This window comes from Bacillus sp. FJAT-49711, from assembly GCF_018343715.1.
GTDB lineage: Bacteria > Bacillota > Bacilli > Bacillales > Bacillaceae_C > Lederbergia.
Window position 1 is genome coordinate 17,239 of sequence record NZ_JAGYPL010000001.1, and the last position, 17,156, is coordinate 34,394.

Annotated in this window: 16 protein-coding genes, 1 riboswitch and 1 other annotated feature; of the genes, 10 read left to right on the forward strand and 6 right to left on the reverse strand. The window is 38.6% G+C overall.

Features of this window, described 5'->3' with window-relative positions:
• Positions 1–6: 6 nt before the first annotated feature.
• The 3 genes from KHA96_RS00190 to KHA96_RS00200 are packed head-to-tail and all read right to left on the reverse strand — an operon-like array spanning position 7 to position 2,587.
• Positions 7–819, reverse strand: a complete 813-nt coding sequence (locus KHA96_RS00190; RefSeq protein ID WP_249315180.1) for an ABC transporter permease — start codon at positions 817–819, stop codon at positions 7–9.
• A complete protein-coding gene (locus tag KHA96_RS00195) occupies positions 803–1,576 on the reverse strand; it encodes an ABC transporter ATP-binding protein (protein ID WP_213127290.1) in 774 nt (257 codons plus the stop codon). Before KHA96_RS00195 ends, KHA96_RS00190 begins: the two co-directional genes overlap by 17 nt.
• Before the next feature lie 15 nt (positions 1,577–1,591).
• A complete protein-coding gene (locus tag KHA96_RS00200; RefSeq protein ID WP_213127291.1) occupies positions 1,592–2,587 on the reverse strand; it encodes an ABC transporter substrate-binding protein in 996 nt (331 codons plus the stop codon).
• A gap of 411 nt (positions 2,588–2,998) precedes the next feature.
• Here KHA96_RS00200 and KHA96_RS00205 point away from each other — a divergent pair, with 411 nt between their 5' ends.
• The 4 genes from KHA96_RS00205 to asnB all read left to right on the forward strand — a co-directional run bounded on the left by KHA96_RS00205 (position 2,999) and on the right by asnB (position 7,698).
• Positions 2,999–3,790 carry an alpha/beta hydrolase family protein gene (locus KHA96_RS00205; RefSeq protein WP_213127292.1) on the forward strand — a complete coding sequence of 264 codons (792 nt, stop codon included), beginning with the start codon at positions 2,999–3,001 and terminating at the stop codon, positions 3,788–3,790.
• A 30-nt stretch (positions 3,791–3,820) separates the two neighbouring features.
• Positions 3,821–4,063 carry a DUF2584 domain-containing protein gene (locus KHA96_RS00210; RefSeq protein WP_213127293.1) on the forward strand — a complete coding sequence of 81 codons (243 nt, stop codon included), beginning with the start codon at positions 3,821–3,823 and terminating at the stop codon, positions 4,061–4,063.
• A gap of 67 nt (positions 4,064–4,130) precedes the next feature.
• A riboswitch (SAM riboswitch) is annotated at positions 4,131–4,243 on the forward strand.
• 207 nt (positions 4,244–4,450) lie between these two features.
• Positions 4,451–5,647 (forward strand): methionine adenosyltransferase, encoded by a 1,197-nt coding sequence (metK, locus tag KHA96_RS00215; RefSeq protein ID WP_213127294.1) that lies wholly within the window; start codon positions 4,451–4,453, stop codon positions 5,645–5,647.
• Between the two features lie 161 nt (positions 5,648–5,808).
• Positions 5,809–7,698: an asparagine synthase (glutamine-hydrolyzing) gene (asnB, locus tag KHA96_RS00220; protein ID WP_213128628.1), complete on the forward strand. Its 1,890-nt coding sequence runs from the start codon at positions 5,809–5,811 to the stop codon at positions 7,696–7,698.
• A gap of 23 nt (positions 7,699–7,721) precedes the next feature.
• Here asnB and KHA96_RS00225 read toward each other — a convergent pair whose 3' ends face one another.
• Together KHA96_RS00225 and KHA96_RS00230 are read right to left on the reverse strand one after the other, a co-directional pair.
• The gene (locus tag KHA96_RS00225; protein WP_249315182.1) at positions 7,722–8,573 is read right to left on the reverse strand and encodes a C39 family peptidase; all 852 of its coding nucleotides are present in this window, start codon (positions 8,571–8,573) and stop codon (positions 7,722–7,724) included.
• Positions 8,574–8,655: 82 nt separating this feature from the next.
• Entirely contained in the window at positions 8,656–9,168 is a 513-nt protein-coding gene (locus KHA96_RS00230) for a gamma carbonic anhydrase (RefSeq protein ID WP_349305700.1), read from the reverse strand.
• 136 nt (positions 9,169–9,304) lie between these two features.
• On the opposite strand from KHA96_RS00230, the gene KHA96_RS00235 reads away from it, so the two are divergent.
• Together KHA96_RS00235 and KHA96_RS00240 are read left to right on the forward strand one after the other, a co-directional pair.
• A complete protein-coding gene (locus KHA96_RS00235) occupies positions 9,305–10,108 on the forward strand; it encodes an alpha/beta hydrolase (protein WP_213127296.1) in 804 nt (267 codons plus the stop codon).
• 34 nt (positions 10,109–10,142) lie between these two features.
• Complete coding sequence (locus tag KHA96_RS00240; RefSeq protein ID WP_213127297.1) at positions 10,143–11,243, forward strand: tetraprenyl-beta-curcumene synthase family protein; 1,101 nt, start codon at positions 10,143–10,145, stop codon at positions 11,241–11,243.
• Positions 11,244–11,446: 203 nt separating this feature from the next.
• Here KHA96_RS00240 and mnmM read toward each other — a convergent pair whose 3' ends face one another.
• Complete coding sequence (mnmM, locus tag KHA96_RS00245) at positions 11,447–12,028, reverse strand: tRNA 5-(aminomethyl)-2-thiouridylate-methyltransferase MnmM (protein WP_213127298.1); 582 nt, start codon at positions 12,026–12,028, stop codon at positions 11,447–11,449.
• A gap of 115 nt (positions 12,029–12,143) precedes the next feature.
• On the opposite strand from mnmM, the gene KHA96_RS00250 reads away from it, so the two are divergent.
• From KHA96_RS00250 to KHA96_RS00265, 4 genes are all read left to right on the forward strand, one after another.
• A complete protein-coding gene (locus KHA96_RS00250) occupies positions 12,144–12,434 on the forward strand; it encodes a YtzC family protein (RefSeq protein ID WP_213127299.1) in 291 nt (96 codons plus the stop codon).
• 184 nt (positions 12,435–12,618) lie between these two features.
• Entirely contained in the window at positions 12,619–13,806 is a 1,188-nt protein-coding gene (locus KHA96_RS00255; protein WP_213127300.1) for an MDR family MFS transporter, read from the forward strand.
• A 73-nt stretch (positions 13,807–13,879) separates the two neighbouring features.
• Positions 13,880–14,135 (forward strand) — a binding site (T-box leader).
• Between the two features lie 257 nt (positions 14,136–14,392).
• Positions 14,393–16,807, forward strand: a complete 2,415-nt coding sequence (gene leuS, locus KHA96_RS00260) for a leucine--tRNA ligase (RefSeq protein WP_213127301.1) — start codon at positions 14,393–14,395, stop codon at positions 16,805–16,807.
• A gap of 22 nt (positions 16,808–16,829) precedes the next feature.
• On the forward strand, positions 16,830–17,141 hold the full coding sequence (locus KHA96_RS00265) for a rhodanese-like domain-containing protein (protein ID WP_213127302.1): 312 nt from the start codon (positions 16,830–16,832) through the stop codon (positions 17,139–17,141).
• Positions 17,142–17,156: the final 15 nt, after the last annotated feature.

The following is a 17,156-nucleotide window of genomic DNA, read 5'->3' on the forward strand; positions in this document are numbered from 1 at the left end:
AGCCTATTATTTCTCAACGTCTTTTATCAACTTCTTTTCAAGCCACTCCACTACCTTATACATGATTGTGGCAAAAATTGCTATAAGGAGCAGAGAAAGCATAACAAGAGTGAAGTTAAATACTTGGAAACCATAAATAATCATATATCCAAGTCCTTCCTTAGATACAAGAAACTCTCCGACGATAACGCCTACCCATGATAAGCCCACATTCACTTTTAGAGTAGAAATAATGGTAGGAAATGATGCTGGTAATATAGCTTCTTGAAAGAGCTGTCCCCGAGCTGCACCAAATGTACGAAGCACTTTTAAATAATTATCATCCACTTCACGAAATGAAGTATATACGACAATCGTAGTAATGATGATAGAAATGATGGCCCCCATGGCGATGATGGACGTAAATCCAGGACCAAGCCCGACAATTAAGATTGGACCGAGCGCCACTTTTGGCATCGCATTTAAAATGACGAGATAAGGGTCGAGTATTTTTGATAAGAAAGGAGACCACCATAGTATTGCCGCCAAAATCGTCCCAAGTACTGTTCCAAGAATAAATCCTAGTAATGTTTCAAAAACGGTGACACCTAAATGAGTAAACAAGCTGGAGTCTGCTATTTTTTCAATAAAAAGATGGCCAACTTTTGTTGGATAGCTAAATATTAGCGGGTCAATCCAATGTTGGCGGCTGGCAATTTCCCAGAAGGAGAAAAAAGAAATGAAGATTAAAAGCTGGTAGAAAAATACCCATTTTTTTTCTGATGCAAGTCTTTGTTTGTATTTCCGATGAAGGAGATTTGGGTCAATTATTTTCTTCAAGTCTTTCCAACTCCTTCCAAATCGTTTGGAATATATCATTGTAGGCTTCTTTACTGCGAACGTTGAATGGGGTAACATCACGGAGTTCTTTCGGTACGTCAAAAACCTTGTGGATTCTACCTGGTTTAGCAGAGAATAAGAAGATTCGATCACTCATAGATATGGCTTCTCCAATATCATGGGTCACAAGGACTGCTGTTTTTTTATACTCTCGTAATGTTTCAAACACTAAATCCTCAAGCTTTAGTTTCGTTTGATAATCAAGGGCGGAGAATGGTTCATCCAATAGTAGAAGCTTCGGGTTGACGGCCATTGTCCTTGCCAATGCAGCACGCTGCCTCATCCCACCTGATAGCTGTCTTGGAAATTGTTTCTCAACACCCTCTAAACCAATTTGTTTTAAAAAATGAAGGGCAGATTGTTTAGTTTCTTCATTAAGCCGACCATTAAGTTTAAGTCCTAAAAAGATGTTTTCTTCAATGGTTTTCCACGGAAATAAATAATCTTGTTGAAGCATATAACCAATTAAATTAGAATTGGCATCCGGAGCTTCGTGGTCGATTGTTATACTTCCGCTTGTCGGAGGAAATAGACCAGCTAAAATGGATAGCATTGTCGTTTTTCCACACCCACTCGGACCTAAAAGTGATATGAATTCACCTTCTTCAATGGAGAAGGAAATATCCTCTAAAGCCTTCGTAGCTGTAGAAGGCGAAAAATAAAAGTGGGCAACATGCTTAACCTCAAGAAAACTCATTGTTAAAGCCCTCCTTTATTTTTTTATTACTTTGTCGACGATTTCTGTATTTACTAGCTTTTCATAGTCAACTTTTTCAGGAAGTTCCCCTGCTTCTTCCATAATTGCTTGTAAATTGTCCCAGCCTTCTTTTGTTATTTTCATTTCATTTGCGAAGGACCCTTGGCTCTTGTAACGGTCTACTACGACTTCCAATGTTTCAAGATCAGAATCCTCGAAAAACGGCTGTACGACTTTAGCAATATCTTTTGCACTGCTTTCATCTACCCATTTTTGAGCTTTGTAGAGCGCGCGAACAAATTTCTCAACAATTTCTTTGTTATTTTTTATATAGCTTTCTTTAGCCATAAAAGAGGTGTAAGGAACTTCACCTGACTCTTCTCCAAACGAAGCAACGATATATCCTTTTCCTTCTTTTTCAAATACCGATGCAGTTGGTTCGAAAAGTTGAACATATTCGCCTGTGCCTGAGCCAAAAGCACTTGCTATATTAGCAAATTCGATATTTTGAATCAGTTCCAAATCAGCATGGGGGTCAATACCATGTTTTTTCAAGACAAATTCACCAACCATTTGAGGCATTCCGCCTTTTCGCTGCCCTAAAAATGTTGATCCTTTCAACATTTCCCAATCAAAGTTATCGATTTTTTCGCGAGAAACGAGGAAGGTGCCATCTGTTCTCGTCAAGCCTGCGAAATTGATTACCGGATCAGATGCACCTTGAGCATATACATAAATGGATGTTTCCGATCCTACTAAAGCGACGTCAGCGCCATCTGCAAGAAGAGTAGTCATCGTTTTATCTCCGCCCCATGCAGTAGTAAGCTCAACATTAAGACCTTCTTCTTTAAAAAATCCTTTTTCAATCGCAACGTATTGAGGAGTATAAAATATCGATCGAGTTACTTCTGCAATTCTTACTTTACTTTCCTTTTGTGAGCAAGCTGTCATGGCTATGAGCATAAATGTGGATATGATGGCTACAATTCCAAATTTCTTCCATGTCTTCATCAAGCAATCCTCCTTAAGAAATAATCTGGGCTAACATATAGTATGAATTAGGAGGAAATGTGTGATAGCCTATATAGAAAAGCGGAAGGCGCTTGATCAGGGGCGACAAGCAAATGTTCTAAGGCAAAAAAGTCCGTTTTTGACTTTTATGCCTTAGGTTATTTGACCTCGAGCCCCTAGCGCATGCAGCTAGCCAAAGAAAAGCGGAAGGCGCTTGTTTATCGTTTGTCCATTAATGGTCCGGTAAACTTGTAGTGCCGGCAATTAAAACTGAGAAAGGCTTCCATTATACGGAGCTAATGGCAAATAAAATTATGAATTTAACATAAATGATGTAGTTCGATAGATGAAAGTAAAAAAGTAAAATAAAAAATCTGATTTAACTCTTTAATAAAGGGGAATTTTATGAATATGAACGGAACAATAATTGATAAACAACATTTCCCATCTCCTAACCCACACGTACGATTAGTTTTGATCACTTATATATCGGAAGGATTGAAGGTTAAAGGTTTACTTGCTGAGCCGATAGAGAAAGGGATATACGAAGGGTTTCTTTACTTGCGAGGTGGAATAAAAAACGTGGGAATGGTAAGACCGGCAAGAATTGCGCAATTTGCTTCAGAAGGGTTTGTTGTTTTTGCTCCTTTTTATAGAGGAAATCGCGGAGGCGAGGGGAATGAGGATTTTGCGGGTGAGGATCGAAATGATGCTTTTTCTGCATTTCATTTATTAAAAAGCCTCCCAAACGTGCAAGAAAATCGGGTCCATATTTTTGGTTTTTCAAGAGGAGGTGTGATGGCGCTTTTTACGGCTATTCAATATCCGGAGGCAGCATCTGTTGTTACATGGGGAGGAGTGTCAGATCTTTCACTTACATATGTGGAACGAAAAGATATGAGAAGAATGATGAAGCGGGTCATTGGTGGATCTCCAAAAACGGAACCGGGAGAATACGAATCCCGAACCCCTTTGTATGAAATAGAAAATCTTATTCCACCTGTTCTCATAATTCATGGAGAGCTTGATGATAATGTATCAGTCGAACATGCGAAGCGTCTTGAAGAAAGACTCAAATCTCTTGGAAAGCAAGTGGAAACGTGGTATTTCAAAAACTTTACTCACTATTTTCCACCGTTTATAAATCGGGAAGTCGTTCGAGACCTTTGCCTTTGGATGAAAATGCAAAGATATGGTATATAATGAGGAGAAAGGAGAAAGGGGGAATCAAGTATGGGAATGCCGTTTGAGTTAAATACAATGATTGTGACAAAAGGGAAGGAAAAAAGGCAAAAGGATAATTTTTTCACTCTCGAAAAAAATGGTTACCGATTATACCCAATTGATATTCCTTTAGAGGTTCGACATTCAAGGGAAAGCGATTATCGTGCCACGGCTATTATTAAAAAGGTGGAATGGGAAAATGAAACCACCACGATCTTGTATCAGCTTATGGCATTGCATTCGTGTAATTAATGCGGATATGTCCGTTCTTAATTGACAATTTCTAACTCATTCGCTATTATTTTAGATTGAACGGATACTCTTATCCTGAGATGGTGGAGGGTACAGGCCCTATGAAACCCAGCAACCTACTGACAAGTCGTAAGCAAGGTGCTAACCTGTTGCAAGGCAATTTGCCTTGGGCGATAAGAGTGAAGGGCTCGAATGATTTAAAAAACCTTTCCTCTACTTTTTTAAATAGGAAAGGTTTTTATTATTTTATAAGGCGTTTTACGTACTGTAGAATAAATTGTGATAAAAGTTGCTTAATAATCATTGCGTAGTCTTTGTCATCATAAAGGAACTGAGTACCGTTATTATAAATATTGAAAAGTATACTGTTTAAAAGGAGGAAACACCTTGTCTAAAACTCGCCATTTATTTACTTCAGAATCTGTTACAGAAGGACATCCCGATAAAATTTGTGATCAAATCTCCGATTCAATTCTCGATGCTATTTTATCTAATGATCCAAATGCACGTGTTGCTTGTGAAACTTCTGTTACAACGGGTCTTGTACTTGTTGCAGGTGAAATTACGACGACCACTTATGTGGACATTCCTAAAATCGTTAGAGATACGATAAAAGAAGTAGGCTACACGCGTGCAAAATACGGATTTGACGCGGAGACTTGCGCTGTAATTACTTCAATTGACGAACAATCTCCAGATATTGCAGCGGGAGTTAATCAAGCCCTTGAAGCGCGTGAAGGTTCTATGTCAGAGGAAGAAATCGAAGCGATAGGAGCAGGGGACCAGGGCTTGATGTTCGGGTATGCTTGTAATGAAACAAAGGAACTTATGCCACTCCCAATCTCACTCGCTCATAAATTATCTAGAAGATTGTCCGAAGTACGTAAGGAAGAAGTGTTACCATATTTACGACCAGATGGAAAAACTCAAGTGACAGTCGAATACGATGAACAGAATAATCCGGTAAGAATTGATACGATTGTCATTTCCACCCAGCACCACCCAGAAATTAGCCTTGAGCAAATTCAACGAAATATTAAGGAATTTGTTATAGCACCAGTAGTTCCTGCTGAATTGATTGATGAAGATACGAAGTATTTCATTAACCCGACAGGCCGATTTGTTATTGGTGGTCCACAGGGGGATGCAGGTTTGACCGGCCGTAAAATCATTGTGGATACGTATGGTGGATATGCTCGCCACGGAGGCGGTGCTTTTTCAGGAAAAGATCCAACGAAAGTTGATCGCTCAGCCGCATACGCCGCTCGTTATGTTGCAAAAAACATTGTCGCATCCGGTCTAGCTGATCGGTGTGAAGTCCAGCTTGCATATGCGATAGGGGTAGCACAACCAGTTTCTATTTCAGTCGATACATTTGGAACTGGAACGGTTTCTGAGGAAGTTTTAGTCGATGCCATTAGAAAAAACTTTGATTTAAGGCCAGCTGGAATTATTCGGATGCTTGATCTCCGCCGTCCAATTTACAGACAGACTGCCGCCTATGGACATTTCGGACGTACTGACCTAGATTTACCGTGGGAAAGAACTGATAAAGCAGAAGCGATTCGAAAATCAGCTCAATAATAATAAAATAATGTTGAAAATCGGGGCTGTATGAAAAATACGGCTCTTTTTTTTGTAAATATTACTGCCAAATTTGATAAAATAATGATAGTATTAACAAGTATGCAACGCATTGATACAGTAAAAAGCGCTTGAAATATAACAGAGTAGGTGACAAGGAAATGTGTGGTTTTATCGGTTGCATCCATGATCAGGCAAGAGAATTGCACGCGTCCGATCAGGAGTTATTCAAACAAATGAATCAAATCATCACTCATCGTGGGCCGGATGATGAGGGATATTTTACAGATGAGCATATACAATTTGGTTTTCGCAGGCTCAGCATCATCGATATTGAAAGTGGTAAACAACCATTATCATATGAAAATGAACGTTATTGGATTATTTTTAATGGTGAAATATATAATTTTGTAGAATTAAGACAAGAGCTAGTAAATGAGGGCTTATCTTTCGAAACAGCTTCTGATACAGAAGTCATCATTGCGCTTTATAGTCAATTGAAAGAAAAATCCGTTGAGAAACTTCGTGGTATGTTTGCCTTTATGATTTGGGACAAAGAAAATCAGGAACTTTTTGGGGCACGTGATCCATTCGGTATAAAACCATTCTTTTATTTTGAAGATGATAATCGTACTTTTTTTGCTTCAGAGAAAAAGAGCATCTTGCTAGCCCTTGAGAAAAATGAATTGAATCATGACGCATTACAGCAATATATGACGTATCAATTCGTTCCAGAACCCGAGTCATTGACAACGAATATTAGAAAGCTTGAACCAGGACATTTTTTCATTAAAAAGCTTGGTGAACCGATGCAGATTTCTCGTTATTGGAAAGCAACATTCCATCCAGTGTATAAATCTGAAAATGAATACATTAAAGAAATAAAAGACGTATTATTTGATTCCGTGAATCTTCATATGCGCAGTGATGTTCCCGTCGGTTCCTTCTTGTCGGGCGGGATTGATTCATCGATCATTGCTTCGATTGCAAAGCAATTCCATCCAAGCATTAAAACATTCTCTGTCGGTTTTGAGCGTGACGGTTTTAGTGAAATTGATGTCGCAAAAGAAACGGCCGACAAGCTCGGAGTAGAAAATATTAGTTATGTCATTACTCCTGAAGAGTACATGAATGAACTTCCCAAAATTATGTGGTATATGGATGATCCGCTTGCAGATCCTGCCTGCGTTCCTTTGTATTTTGTAGCTAGAGAAGCGCGTAAGCATGTGACTGTTGTTCTTTCTGGTGAGGGAGCGGATGAGCTATTCGGTGGCTACAATATTTATAGAGAGCCACAATCATTGGAGATGTTCAATAAAATTCCAGCAGTCGGAAAATCACTTCTTCGTGGACTTGCGAAAGTATTGCCGGAAGGAGTAAAAGGGAAAAGTTTTATCGAGCGTGGCCTTACTCCGATGGAAGAACGTTACATTGGAAATGCCAAAATGTTTTCGGAAGCAGAAAAAAGGCATTTGCTAAAATCGTATAATGAGGGCATCGACTATCGAGATATAACGAGACCCCTTTACGCTGATACAGCAGGCTATGACCCTGTCGACCAAATGCAATATATCGATATACACACGTGGATGCGAGGGGATATTCTCCTTAAAGCGGATAAAATGACGATGGCCCATTCATTAGAGCTTAGAGTTCCTTTTCTTGATAAGGAAGTATTTAACGTCGCATCGAATATCCCGACAAGTTTAAAAACGGCTGAAGGCACAACGAAATATATCCTCCGAAAAGCAGCGGAAGGCATTGTTCCGGATCATGTGTTAAACCGTAAAAAATTAGGATTCCCGGTTCCAATTCGTCATTGGTTAAAAAATGAAATGCACGACTGGGTTAAAAACATCATTAAGGAAAGTGGTACAGACCATATTATTAACAAACAATATGTGCTGAACTTGCTTGAAGATCATTGCCAAGGAAAAATGGATTATAGCCGTAAAATCTGGACGGTCGTCGTATTCATGGTGTGGCATTCCGTTTATATGGAAAACCAATATGATTTTCAAAATCAATATAAAACAGCCGCTGCTCACTAAAGTAGTATGCGAAAGCATACTTACTAATTAGAATAAGTGAGTGCCTGGCTGCCCATTTGCACCCAAGATTTTTTAAAATCTTCAATGGGTGCTTTTTTGTTTTTTAAACCTGTTAATGGATCATTAAAATAAACAAACTTTTCATCATATCCTGTTATGAGAACAGAATGTTCCTTCATCGTAATCCGAATTTTACCTTTTTTTGTATTCCAAATTTGAAAATATGAATCTTCCAATTCGCGATATTGAGAATTGATAATTACCCAGACAGGACGTCCATCAGAAAGCGGAATTTTTAACTCATCAAAAGATTGCTCTGATAGATTCACGATTTTTTCTGGCAAATAAGATTGAGCAAGCTCCATAATAGGTTCATGGTAAACTCCGAGCCCTGGTTCATTAAAAGTGTACATATTGCCAACGAAACCTTCATGTGGATTTCCGAAATTGATTTCCCCATTTTTCACAGTGCGAGGTGTCGAGTCCTTTTTGATTTCTTTCGCCAGAGTCATCTTATCAACTTCGACACCTGCACTTCCTAAAAGCATTGCTAATGCTGTAACCTCACAGCCACGTGGAAGCTCGGGAAATTGTTTTATGACAGGAGCGTCGAGCAACACCTTATTTTCAATTTTTATGAGCTCCAATGTATCTCTTTGTTCACTCAACTTAGCTCCTTGACCATTTTGTGGTGCTTCTTCGGCTTTTTCACTATACGTTCTATGTGTTCCATATAGATAGATGGTAGCCATAAAAATCACGATCGCCAAAAAAGAAATGAGACTTGAAAAAAAAACATGCTTTTTATATTTGATAAAAAGAAAGATGAATACACCGACAGCACATGCTATCGATATGAACTGCAGTGTTTCCATATAAAATCAATCACCTTTTATAATATTGCCTAGTTATTTATTTTAGGCGCTATCTATACTATCGGAAAATTATCATGTATTTTTAGTTTTCTTGAATAGATTTATAATACTTGGCTTTTTCAACGTATTCTCTTGAAATACGCTCCATATCTTTTATATCTTCTACTGTTAATTCCCGTACAACTTTTGCTGGTCGTCCGAAAGCAAGTGTATTAGGTGGAATGATTTTACCTTGTGGAACTAGGCTTCCTGCTCCAATAAATGCGCCTTCTCCTATTTCCGCCCCGTCCAAGATGATGGAACCCATACCAATTAATGCTTTCTTTCTGATTTTACAGCTATGTAAAACAACTTGATGCCCTATTGTAGCCTCATCCTCAATTATGAGCGGATTTTTAGGACTTTGATGCAAAACAGAGTTATCTTGAATATTCACTTTTTCGCCTATGATGGTCGGTGCTACATCACCTCGAATCGAACAATTAAACCAAACACTTGAGTTTTCCCCAATTTTGACATCTCCAGCAATCGTTGCATAATCGGCAATAAAGACAGAAGGATGTATATCAGGTTTTTTTCCATTGTAAGGGTAAATAGCCAAATAAAATCGCCCTTTCCTTATATTTCTAATTATATTGTATCAAAAAAGGTAGATTTTTGTAGAATGCAGAATGATTTTTCATTATGAAAAACGGGGTAATATATTATTATCAACATTCCGAGGTGGTTAGGTGAGAAAATGGGAAGCTTTAAATGAACCGAAGGCTGTCATGGTAATTGTCCATGGGGCGATGGAACATCATGGCAGATACGGATGGCTGAGAGAGATGTGGAGGATGCATGGGTTTCATGTAATTATGGGTGACTTGCCTGGGCAAGGACTTACGACGAGATCGAAAAGGGGGCATGTTGATTCCTTTGATGAATATATAAAGGAAATCCATGAATGGATAAAAGAAGCACAAGCATATGCGCTTCCTATATTTGTCCTCGGACATAGTATGGGCGGACTTACTGTTATTAGACTTTTGCAAGATATGAAAGTTAAAATAGATGGAGTGATTCTTTCTTCTCCCTGTTTAGGGCTTGTCGATTATCCCGCTGTCCCACTAAATGCTCTGTCAGTTGGATTAAACTGGATTCTTCCTGAATTAAAGGTTAGCAGTAATATGGATATCGACCTTGTGACAAGAAGTGATGATATAAAGCAAAAAGCACTTAATGACAGTCTGTACGTCACAAAAGTATCGGTCCGCTGGTATCGGGAACTTTTAAAAGCGATGAAAATGGCCTTTACAAAACTTTCATACTTTCCTGATGTGCCTCTATTGGTTCTGCAAGGTGGAGATGATAAAATTGTAAATAAGCTGGATGTTGTAGATTGGTTTAATCAATTGAAAGTTTCAGAAAAGCTTTATAAAGAATGGGCAAATTGTTATCATGAAATTTTTAACGAACCTGAGAAGGAACTGATTTTTGATTACGCTAAAAGCTTTGTAGATATAAGGCTTCGCCAAATAGGTTATAATGATTAATAACGAGCCATTGATAAAATGAGGTGATTGGGAGATGACTTTGCCATCGCATCCAATAGCATTAATGAATCAAGTTTATAGAAAAGTAATGCCTGCTGTTCATTCTGAATTAACTTATTGGAAAGAGCGGGCAGCAGCTATCCCAGATAAGGAACTGAGGCACCAAGCACTAGCAAGTATTGAACATAAGACCTTTCACTGTGAGGGTGGAGCCATTATGGCGCTAACTGCACATGAAGGAAAGCATAGTGCGATTAAATTTATTGTTGCCTATCAAACGATCAGCGATTATTTAGATAATCTTTGCGATCGAAGTACTTCTCTTGATCCAAATGATTTTGCGGCACTGCATGAATCCATGGGAGATGCCCTGACGGTTGGCGAATCCCCAAAACAATATTATCGTTTTCGAACGGAAAGTGAGGATGGGGGATATTTACAAGAGCTTGTTCAAACGTGTCAAAGCGTATTAGAAAAAGTCCCTCATTATAAGGCTGTAAAGCCATTCCTCCTTGAGCTATGCCAGTATTATTGTGATTTGCAAATACATAAACATGTTAGTTTGGAGGAACGTGAAACCCGTCTAAAAGAATGGTTTGCAGGGTATAAGGATGTGTTGCCGGAGATGGGGTGGCATGAATTTTCGGCTTGCTCCGGATCGACATTAGGAATTTTTTGCTTAATATCATACGCTTTAAGGAATGATTTTGAAGAAAAACACGCGGAGATGATTCGTGAAGGATATTTTCCTTATATACAAGGGCTGCATATTTTACTTGATTATTTTATTGACCAAGATGAGGATCGTGCAGGAGGAGACTTAAATTTTTGTTTTTATTACGAAAATAAAGATCAAATGCTGAACCGATTTATTCACTTTTTAGATGAAGCGGACAAGCATACGAAAAATCTGCCCGATAAGAAATTTCATAAATTGATAAATCGCGGTTTACTCGGAGTTTATTTATCTGATAGAAAAGTAAATGAACAAAAGGACGTCCGAACTCTTGCAAAAAAAATAATGAAACGCGGCGGAGTCACAAGTTATTTCTTTTATTGGAATGGAAGGCTTTATAGAAGGCTCCAACAAGTAGTAAGTGGTTCAGGTCGATTTTTAGCCCCACAAAATAGATAGGCACTGCAGCTGGACAAGAAAAGCGAAAGCGCCTGTTCATCGACGTACAGGCCTACATGATGTGGGTCCGTCGACGTTGCCACAGGACGTGGCGGTTTTGGTTTTAGTCGACGTTCCTTCTCCGGCCAAAGACTTGAGATAAAGGAAACACGATGAAGTTGAAAAAGTGGAAGGCGCTTAGAGTTGGACAAAAAGAGGTAATCTCAATGATTGCCTCTTTTTTCTATAGCGACAATAAAAGGAGGATGATTAATTTGGTTAATAAAAGCGTATTGCAAAACATGATACTTTTTTTGGTCCAAGCTTGAAGTATATCGAAGTAGAGCATCACGTTCCATTTTTCCTCCATCATGCCCATAGTAAACAACAAGGACTATAATCCCGCCAGAGGCCATAACTTGTAAAAGATGATGGACAGCAATGATAGTCGTTTCAGGTTTTGTGATGACGGATTTATCGCCTTTAGGTAAATAACCTAAATTAAAAATAGCGCTTCTAATAAGTTCATGTTTGTCTTTAGGGATGACATCTATTACATGTTCATGTCCAGTGTGAAAAAGGGAGGCACGGTGCAGTAATTTATTGGAAGCAAGTAATTTATTTGTTTCGTGTAAAGCACTTTTTTGGATATCAAATCCGTAAACATGGCCAGTATCCTCTACAAGCCTTGCTAAAAAAAGCGTATCATGGCCATTTCCAATCGTCGCATCGATAACGATATCACCAGGTTTTACGACTTTTTCAAGCAATGAACGCGCAAAAGAAAGAATATTTTCTAAAGACACTACATCCAACTCCTTACTAAACATACAAAAAATTGTAACATAACAGATGGCAGAAGAGAACAAACTAAACAAGACCCTTTTTCCAAAGGGACAGGTTGAAAGGAGAGGATTGTTAGTGGCAACTAGGCAATCGATTGAAGACTGTGTAAATCGTTGTGAGTCCGCAATTCTTTTCGCAAATGAGCAGTTCACCGAATCGAAGAAACAGGAACATTATTATGATGTGGAATTCAGTGAAGCACAGCAAGGGTTAGAAAATGCTGTGCAGGAGCTTGAAAAACTAACAGATAGCTCCAATGCCCAGCAGCGGGAACAATTGCATCGAATTCGCTTAAAAGTACAGCAGCTGCAAAACAAAATGATTCTCCAAGACCATGATCACCCGTTGTATAGTACTTGGCATTAAAATGAATTAAAGATCTGGCTCTTTTTAGATGCCAGATCTTTCAATTTCATCTCAATTATTCAAAAACAGTTTGTCATCAATTAACTGAATTTATTTTTATCTTTACCCTGCTTGCCAGTACCTTCATAAAAGCATAGAATTGCTTTGGTGCACGAATTATAAGCGTGGAAAGGTGCTGACAAACATGCCAAAAGCATTATGGCTGTTAGTCATAGGGATGCTCGTAAATGTTACAGGATCTTCTTTCTTATGGCCTCTCAATGCTATTTATATACATGATCATTTGGGAAAATCGTTATCTGTTGCAGGGTTAGTTTTAATGTTGAATTCTGCGGCAAGTGTTATAGGAAATTTAATAGGCGGAACTTTATACGATAAAATCGGTGGTTACCGTTCTATACTGCTTGGAATTATTATTTCAGTCATTTCATTAACTGGATTAACAATTTGGCATGGCTGGCCTCATTATGTCTATTTCTTAGTTTTAATCGGATTCGGGGGAGGCATTGTATTTCCTTCCATGTTCGCGATGGCGGGTGCTGTATGGAAAGAAGGGGGAAGGAAAGCTTTTAACGCAGTGTATGTTGCTCAAAATGCAGGAGTTGCGATTGGCTCTGCCTTGGGAGGATTTGTAGCATTTTATTCCTTTGACTATATATTTTTAGCGAATTTATTTATGTACGTCATTTTTTTCTTTTTAGCTCTTTTTGGTTATAAAAATTTAGCAGGAAATCAGTTAGCCCAAACAAATGTATTGCAGGAAAGAAAAACATTAAAAAGTAAAAATAAGTTTTATGCTCTAGTCATATTATGTTCGGCCTATTTATTAGGATGGGTTTGTTATGTTCAATGGCAGTCTACGATTGCGGCATATACTCAGGAAATAAATATTACTCTAAAACAATACAGCTTGCTATGGACCGTGAACGGCGCATTGATTGTTCTAGCCCAGCCATTGCTTCAACGAGCGCTGCGGAAATTTGGTGAAAAACTGAAAGGGCAAATGATCGTAGGTTTTATTATTTTTATTATTTCATTTATTATAGCCGGTGCAGTTAATGAATTTAAAGGATTTCTCGCCGCCATGATTATTTTAACTGTGGGGGAGATGCTTGTATGGCCGATTGTGCCAACAGTCGCTGATAAATTGGCTCCGAAAGGAAGAGAAGGCTTTTATCAAGGGATTGTAAATAGCACCGCTACGGGTGGCAGAATGATTGGTCCCGTGCTTGGAGGAATGATTGTTGATCTGAATGGAATGAATTCACTTTTCTATTTCATGATTGCGCTTTTAGTTTTTGCACTTATTTTAACGTATTTTTATGACCGCCCCCTTAAAACAATGGCAAAAGAAAAGAAAGCAACCACCTAACTTACGAACTTTTGATTTTTTGTTGCATGTATGTATAATATTAATTACAATTGGTAATATCATGAATAGCATAAATAAAACGTTAATGAAGGATTAGTAATGATTAATAACCCGTTTAGAGAGTTGGCGGAAGGTGCAAGCCAATCGGGAGGAATCACGAACTCACCTTTCAAGTTGCATGTGTAAACGGATTTTTGTGGAGCCATTTGCCGATACTGCTTAAATTCTAAGTAATGCATGCCGTATTCCGCGTTAAGGATGAATGAAGTGAGTGTTAATGACACTAATGTGGGTGGTACCGCGGGAGAATTCAACCTCTCGTCCCAAGAAATTATTTTTTGGGATGAGGGGTTTTTGCTGTTTACTAAGAAATTATGAAATATTCTATGCAATTTACTTTATATTTCAATTTTCATCTGCGCCAGCTTCTAGCGCATAACAAACTTTCGTATTTCGGTAAGTCAACACTGGCTTATTTTTCAGGTTTGACGTGTTTCCTTTATCTCGTTAGAAACCTTAAAAGTTTGTAAGTCGCTGAGCAGACACTTGCGCTTTTGTACTTTATTTAAGATTAGGAGGCACAAACATGAGCTTTAACCACAAAGAAATTGAACAAAAATGGCAAAAGTATTGGGAAGAAAATAAAACATTTAAAACGGATGCAGATGGGAAAGGGGAAAAGTTTTACGCCCTTGATATGTTTCCGTACCCATCTGGAGCAGGATTGCATGTTGGGCACCCAGAAGGATATACTGCGACTGACATTCTTTCAAGGTTGAAAAGAATGCAAGGATATAATGTCCTTCATCCAATGGGCTGGGATGCTTTTGGTCTGCCTGCTGAGCAATACGCACTTGATACTGGGAATAATCCAGCTGATTTTACTCAGCATAATATTGATACATTTAAAAGACAAATTAAAGAGTTAGGATTTTCGTATGATTGGGATCGTGAAATCAATACGACAGATCCTAATTATTATAAATGGACACAATGGATCTTCACAAAGTTGTTCGAAAAAGGGCTAGCCTATGTGGATGAGGTGCCTGTAAACTGGTGTCCCGCTCTTGGTACAGTGCTCGCAAATGAAGAAGTTATCGACGGGAAAAGTGAGCGCGGTGGACATCCAGTAGAGCGCCGTCCAATGAAACAATGGATTTTAAGGATAACGAAGTACGCCGATCGCCTTCTTGAAGATCTAGAAGAATTGGATTGGCCGGAAAGTATTAAAGATATGCAGCGAAACTGGATTGGCCGTTCGGAAGGTGCGGAAGTCACTTTCGGCATTGACGGATTTGATGAAACGTTCACCGTTTTTACAACCCGTCCGGATACGCTTTTCGGTGCGACTTATGCTGTTCTTGCACCTGAGCATCCGTTCGTAGATAAAATCACATCAGCTGAACAGAAATCTGCGGTTAAAGCTTATATTGATCAAATCAAAACTAAAAGTGATCTAGAAAGAACAGATCTTGCAAAGGATAAAACAGGTGTTTTTACTGGTGGATATGCGGTAAATCCAGTGAATGGCAAAAAAATACCTATTTGGATCGCTGACTATGTATTAATGTCGTATGGTACTGGTGCCATTATGGCCGTTCCAGCGCATGATGAACGCGATTATGAATTTGCTGAGAAATTCAAATTAGATATCGTCGAAGTTGTTGCTGGTGGAAATATCGATGAAACAGCATACACCGGAGATGGTGTTCATGTGAATTCTGGATTCCTTGATGGGATGAACAAGGAAGAAGCCATCTCTACAATGATTGATTGGCTTGAAAAAGAAGGAAAGGGTACAAAGAAGGTCACATATCGCCTAAGAGATTGGTTATTTAGCCGTCAGCGATATTGGGGTGAACCGATTCCAATTATCCATTGGGAAGATGGAACGATGACGACTGTTCCTGAAAGCGAGCTTCCTGTTATTCTACCTGAGACTGATCAAATCAAACCATCTGGTACAGGAGAATCGCCGCTTGCGAATATTAAAGATTGGCTTTTTGTAGAAGATCCTGAAACAGGTAAAAAAGGAAGACGTGAAACGAATACGATGCCACAATGGGCAGGCAGCTGTTGGTATTATCTTCGCTTTATCGATCCTAAAAACGATCAAGCACTTGCCGATGAGGAGCTATTAAAAAAATGGCTTCCGATCGATATTTATATTGGTGGAGCGGAGCATGCGGTTTTACACTTGCTTTATGCACGATTCTGGCATAAATTCTTGTATGATATTGGCGTTGTTCCAACGAAGGAACCTTTCCAGAAGCTATTTAACCAAGGAATGATTCTTGGTGAAGGCAATGAAAAAATGAGTAAATCAAAAGGGAATGTTGTAAACCCTGATGATATCGTGGAGAGCCACGGTGCCGATACACTACGTCTATATGAAATGTTCATGGGGCCACTAGATGCATCGATTGCTTGGTCAACAACTGGTCTTGATGGATCTCGTCGCTTCCTTGATCGTGTATGGCGACTATTTGTAGATGATGAAGGGAACCTTTCCGAAAAAATAGTAGAAAATACTGGAACAGGTCTTGAAAAAGTGTATCACCAAACAGTTAAGAAAGTAACAAATGATTATGAAGGACTGCATTTTAATACAGCTATATCCCAATTAATGGTATTTATTAATGAAGGGTATAAAGTCGAAGTTCTTCCAAAGGAATATATTGAAGGCTTTGTAAAATTGCTTTCTCCAATTGCACCTCATATTTCTGAAGAGATATGGAATAAGCTTGGGCATACAAATACGATAGCATATGAATCATGGCCAGTTTATGATGAAGCAAAGCTTGTGGATGATGAAGTAGAAATCGTAGTTCAATTAAACGGCAAAGTTCGTTCGAAATTGTTGGTTTCTCGTAAATCAACTCGTGAAGAGCTTGAAGAATTTGCATTAAATGATGAAAAGATTAAAGAGATGATTGAAGGAAAAACAGTTAGAAAAGTCGTCGCCGTCCCTGGAAAATTAGTAAACATCGTCGCCAATTAATGATATGGAAAGGTGATAAGGAATGGAGCTTTTTAAAACAATCACACCCGAAGAAGTTCAAAAACAACTCGAAGAAGGAAAAACATTAAATCTGATAGATGTTAGAGAAGATGATGAAGTTGCAGAGGGAATGATTCCCACTGCGGTTCATATCAAAATGGGTGATATTCCCGATAACCTTGAAAAACTAGATCCAAATAAAGAATATATTTTTATTTGCAGATCTAGCGGGCGAAGTGGAAGAGTATGTGAATATTTAATAAATCAAGGTTATAATGTGTGTAATATGGTAGGCGGAATGCTTAAATGGGAAGGGCCGCTTGAACAAAAATAATGAATAATTACTATA

What these genes read in the sequence shown, in the direction of transcription:
- KHA96_RS00195 (WP_213127290.1), bottom strand. Translation starts at nt 1,576, where the DNA reads ATGAGTTTTCTTGAGGTTAAGCATGTTGCCCACTTTTATTTTTCGCCT.
- KHA96_RS00200 (WP_213127291.1), bottom strand. Translation starts at nt 2,587, where the DNA reads ATGAAGACATGGAAGAAATTTGGAATTGTAGCCATCATATCCACATTT.
- KHA96_RS00205 (WP_213127292.1), top strand. Translation starts at nt 2,999, where the DNA reads ATGAACGGAACAATAATTGATAAACAACATTTCCCATCTCCTAACCCA.
- KHA96_RS00210 (WP_213127293.1), top strand. Translation starts at nt 3,821, where the DNA reads ATGGGAATGCCGTTTGAGTTAAATACAATGATTGTGACAAAAGGGAAG.
- asnB (WP_213128628.1), top strand. Translation starts at nt 5,809, where the DNA reads ATGTGTGGTTTTATCGGTTGCATCCATGATCAGGCAAGAGAATTGCAC.
- KHA96_RS00225 (WP_249315182.1), bottom strand. Translation starts at nt 8,573, where the DNA reads ATGGAAACACTGCAGTTCATATCGATAGCATGTGCTGTCGGTGTATTC.
- KHA96_RS00240 (WP_213127297.1), top strand. Translation starts at nt 10,143, where the DNA reads ATGACTTTGCCATCGCATCCAATAGCATTAATGAATCAAGTTTATAGA.
- KHA96_RS00255 (WP_213127300.1), top strand. Translation starts at nt 12,619, where the DNA reads ATGCCAAAAGCATTATGGCTGTTAGTCATAGGGATGCTCGTAAATGTT.
- leuS (WP_213127301.1), top strand. Translation starts at nt 14,393, where the DNA reads ATGAGCTTTAACCACAAAGAAATTGAACAAAAATGGCAAAAGTATTGG.
- KHA96_RS00265 (WP_213127302.1), top strand. Translation starts at nt 16,830, where the DNA reads ATGGAGCTTTTTAAAACAATCACACCCGAAGAAGTTCAAAAACAACTC.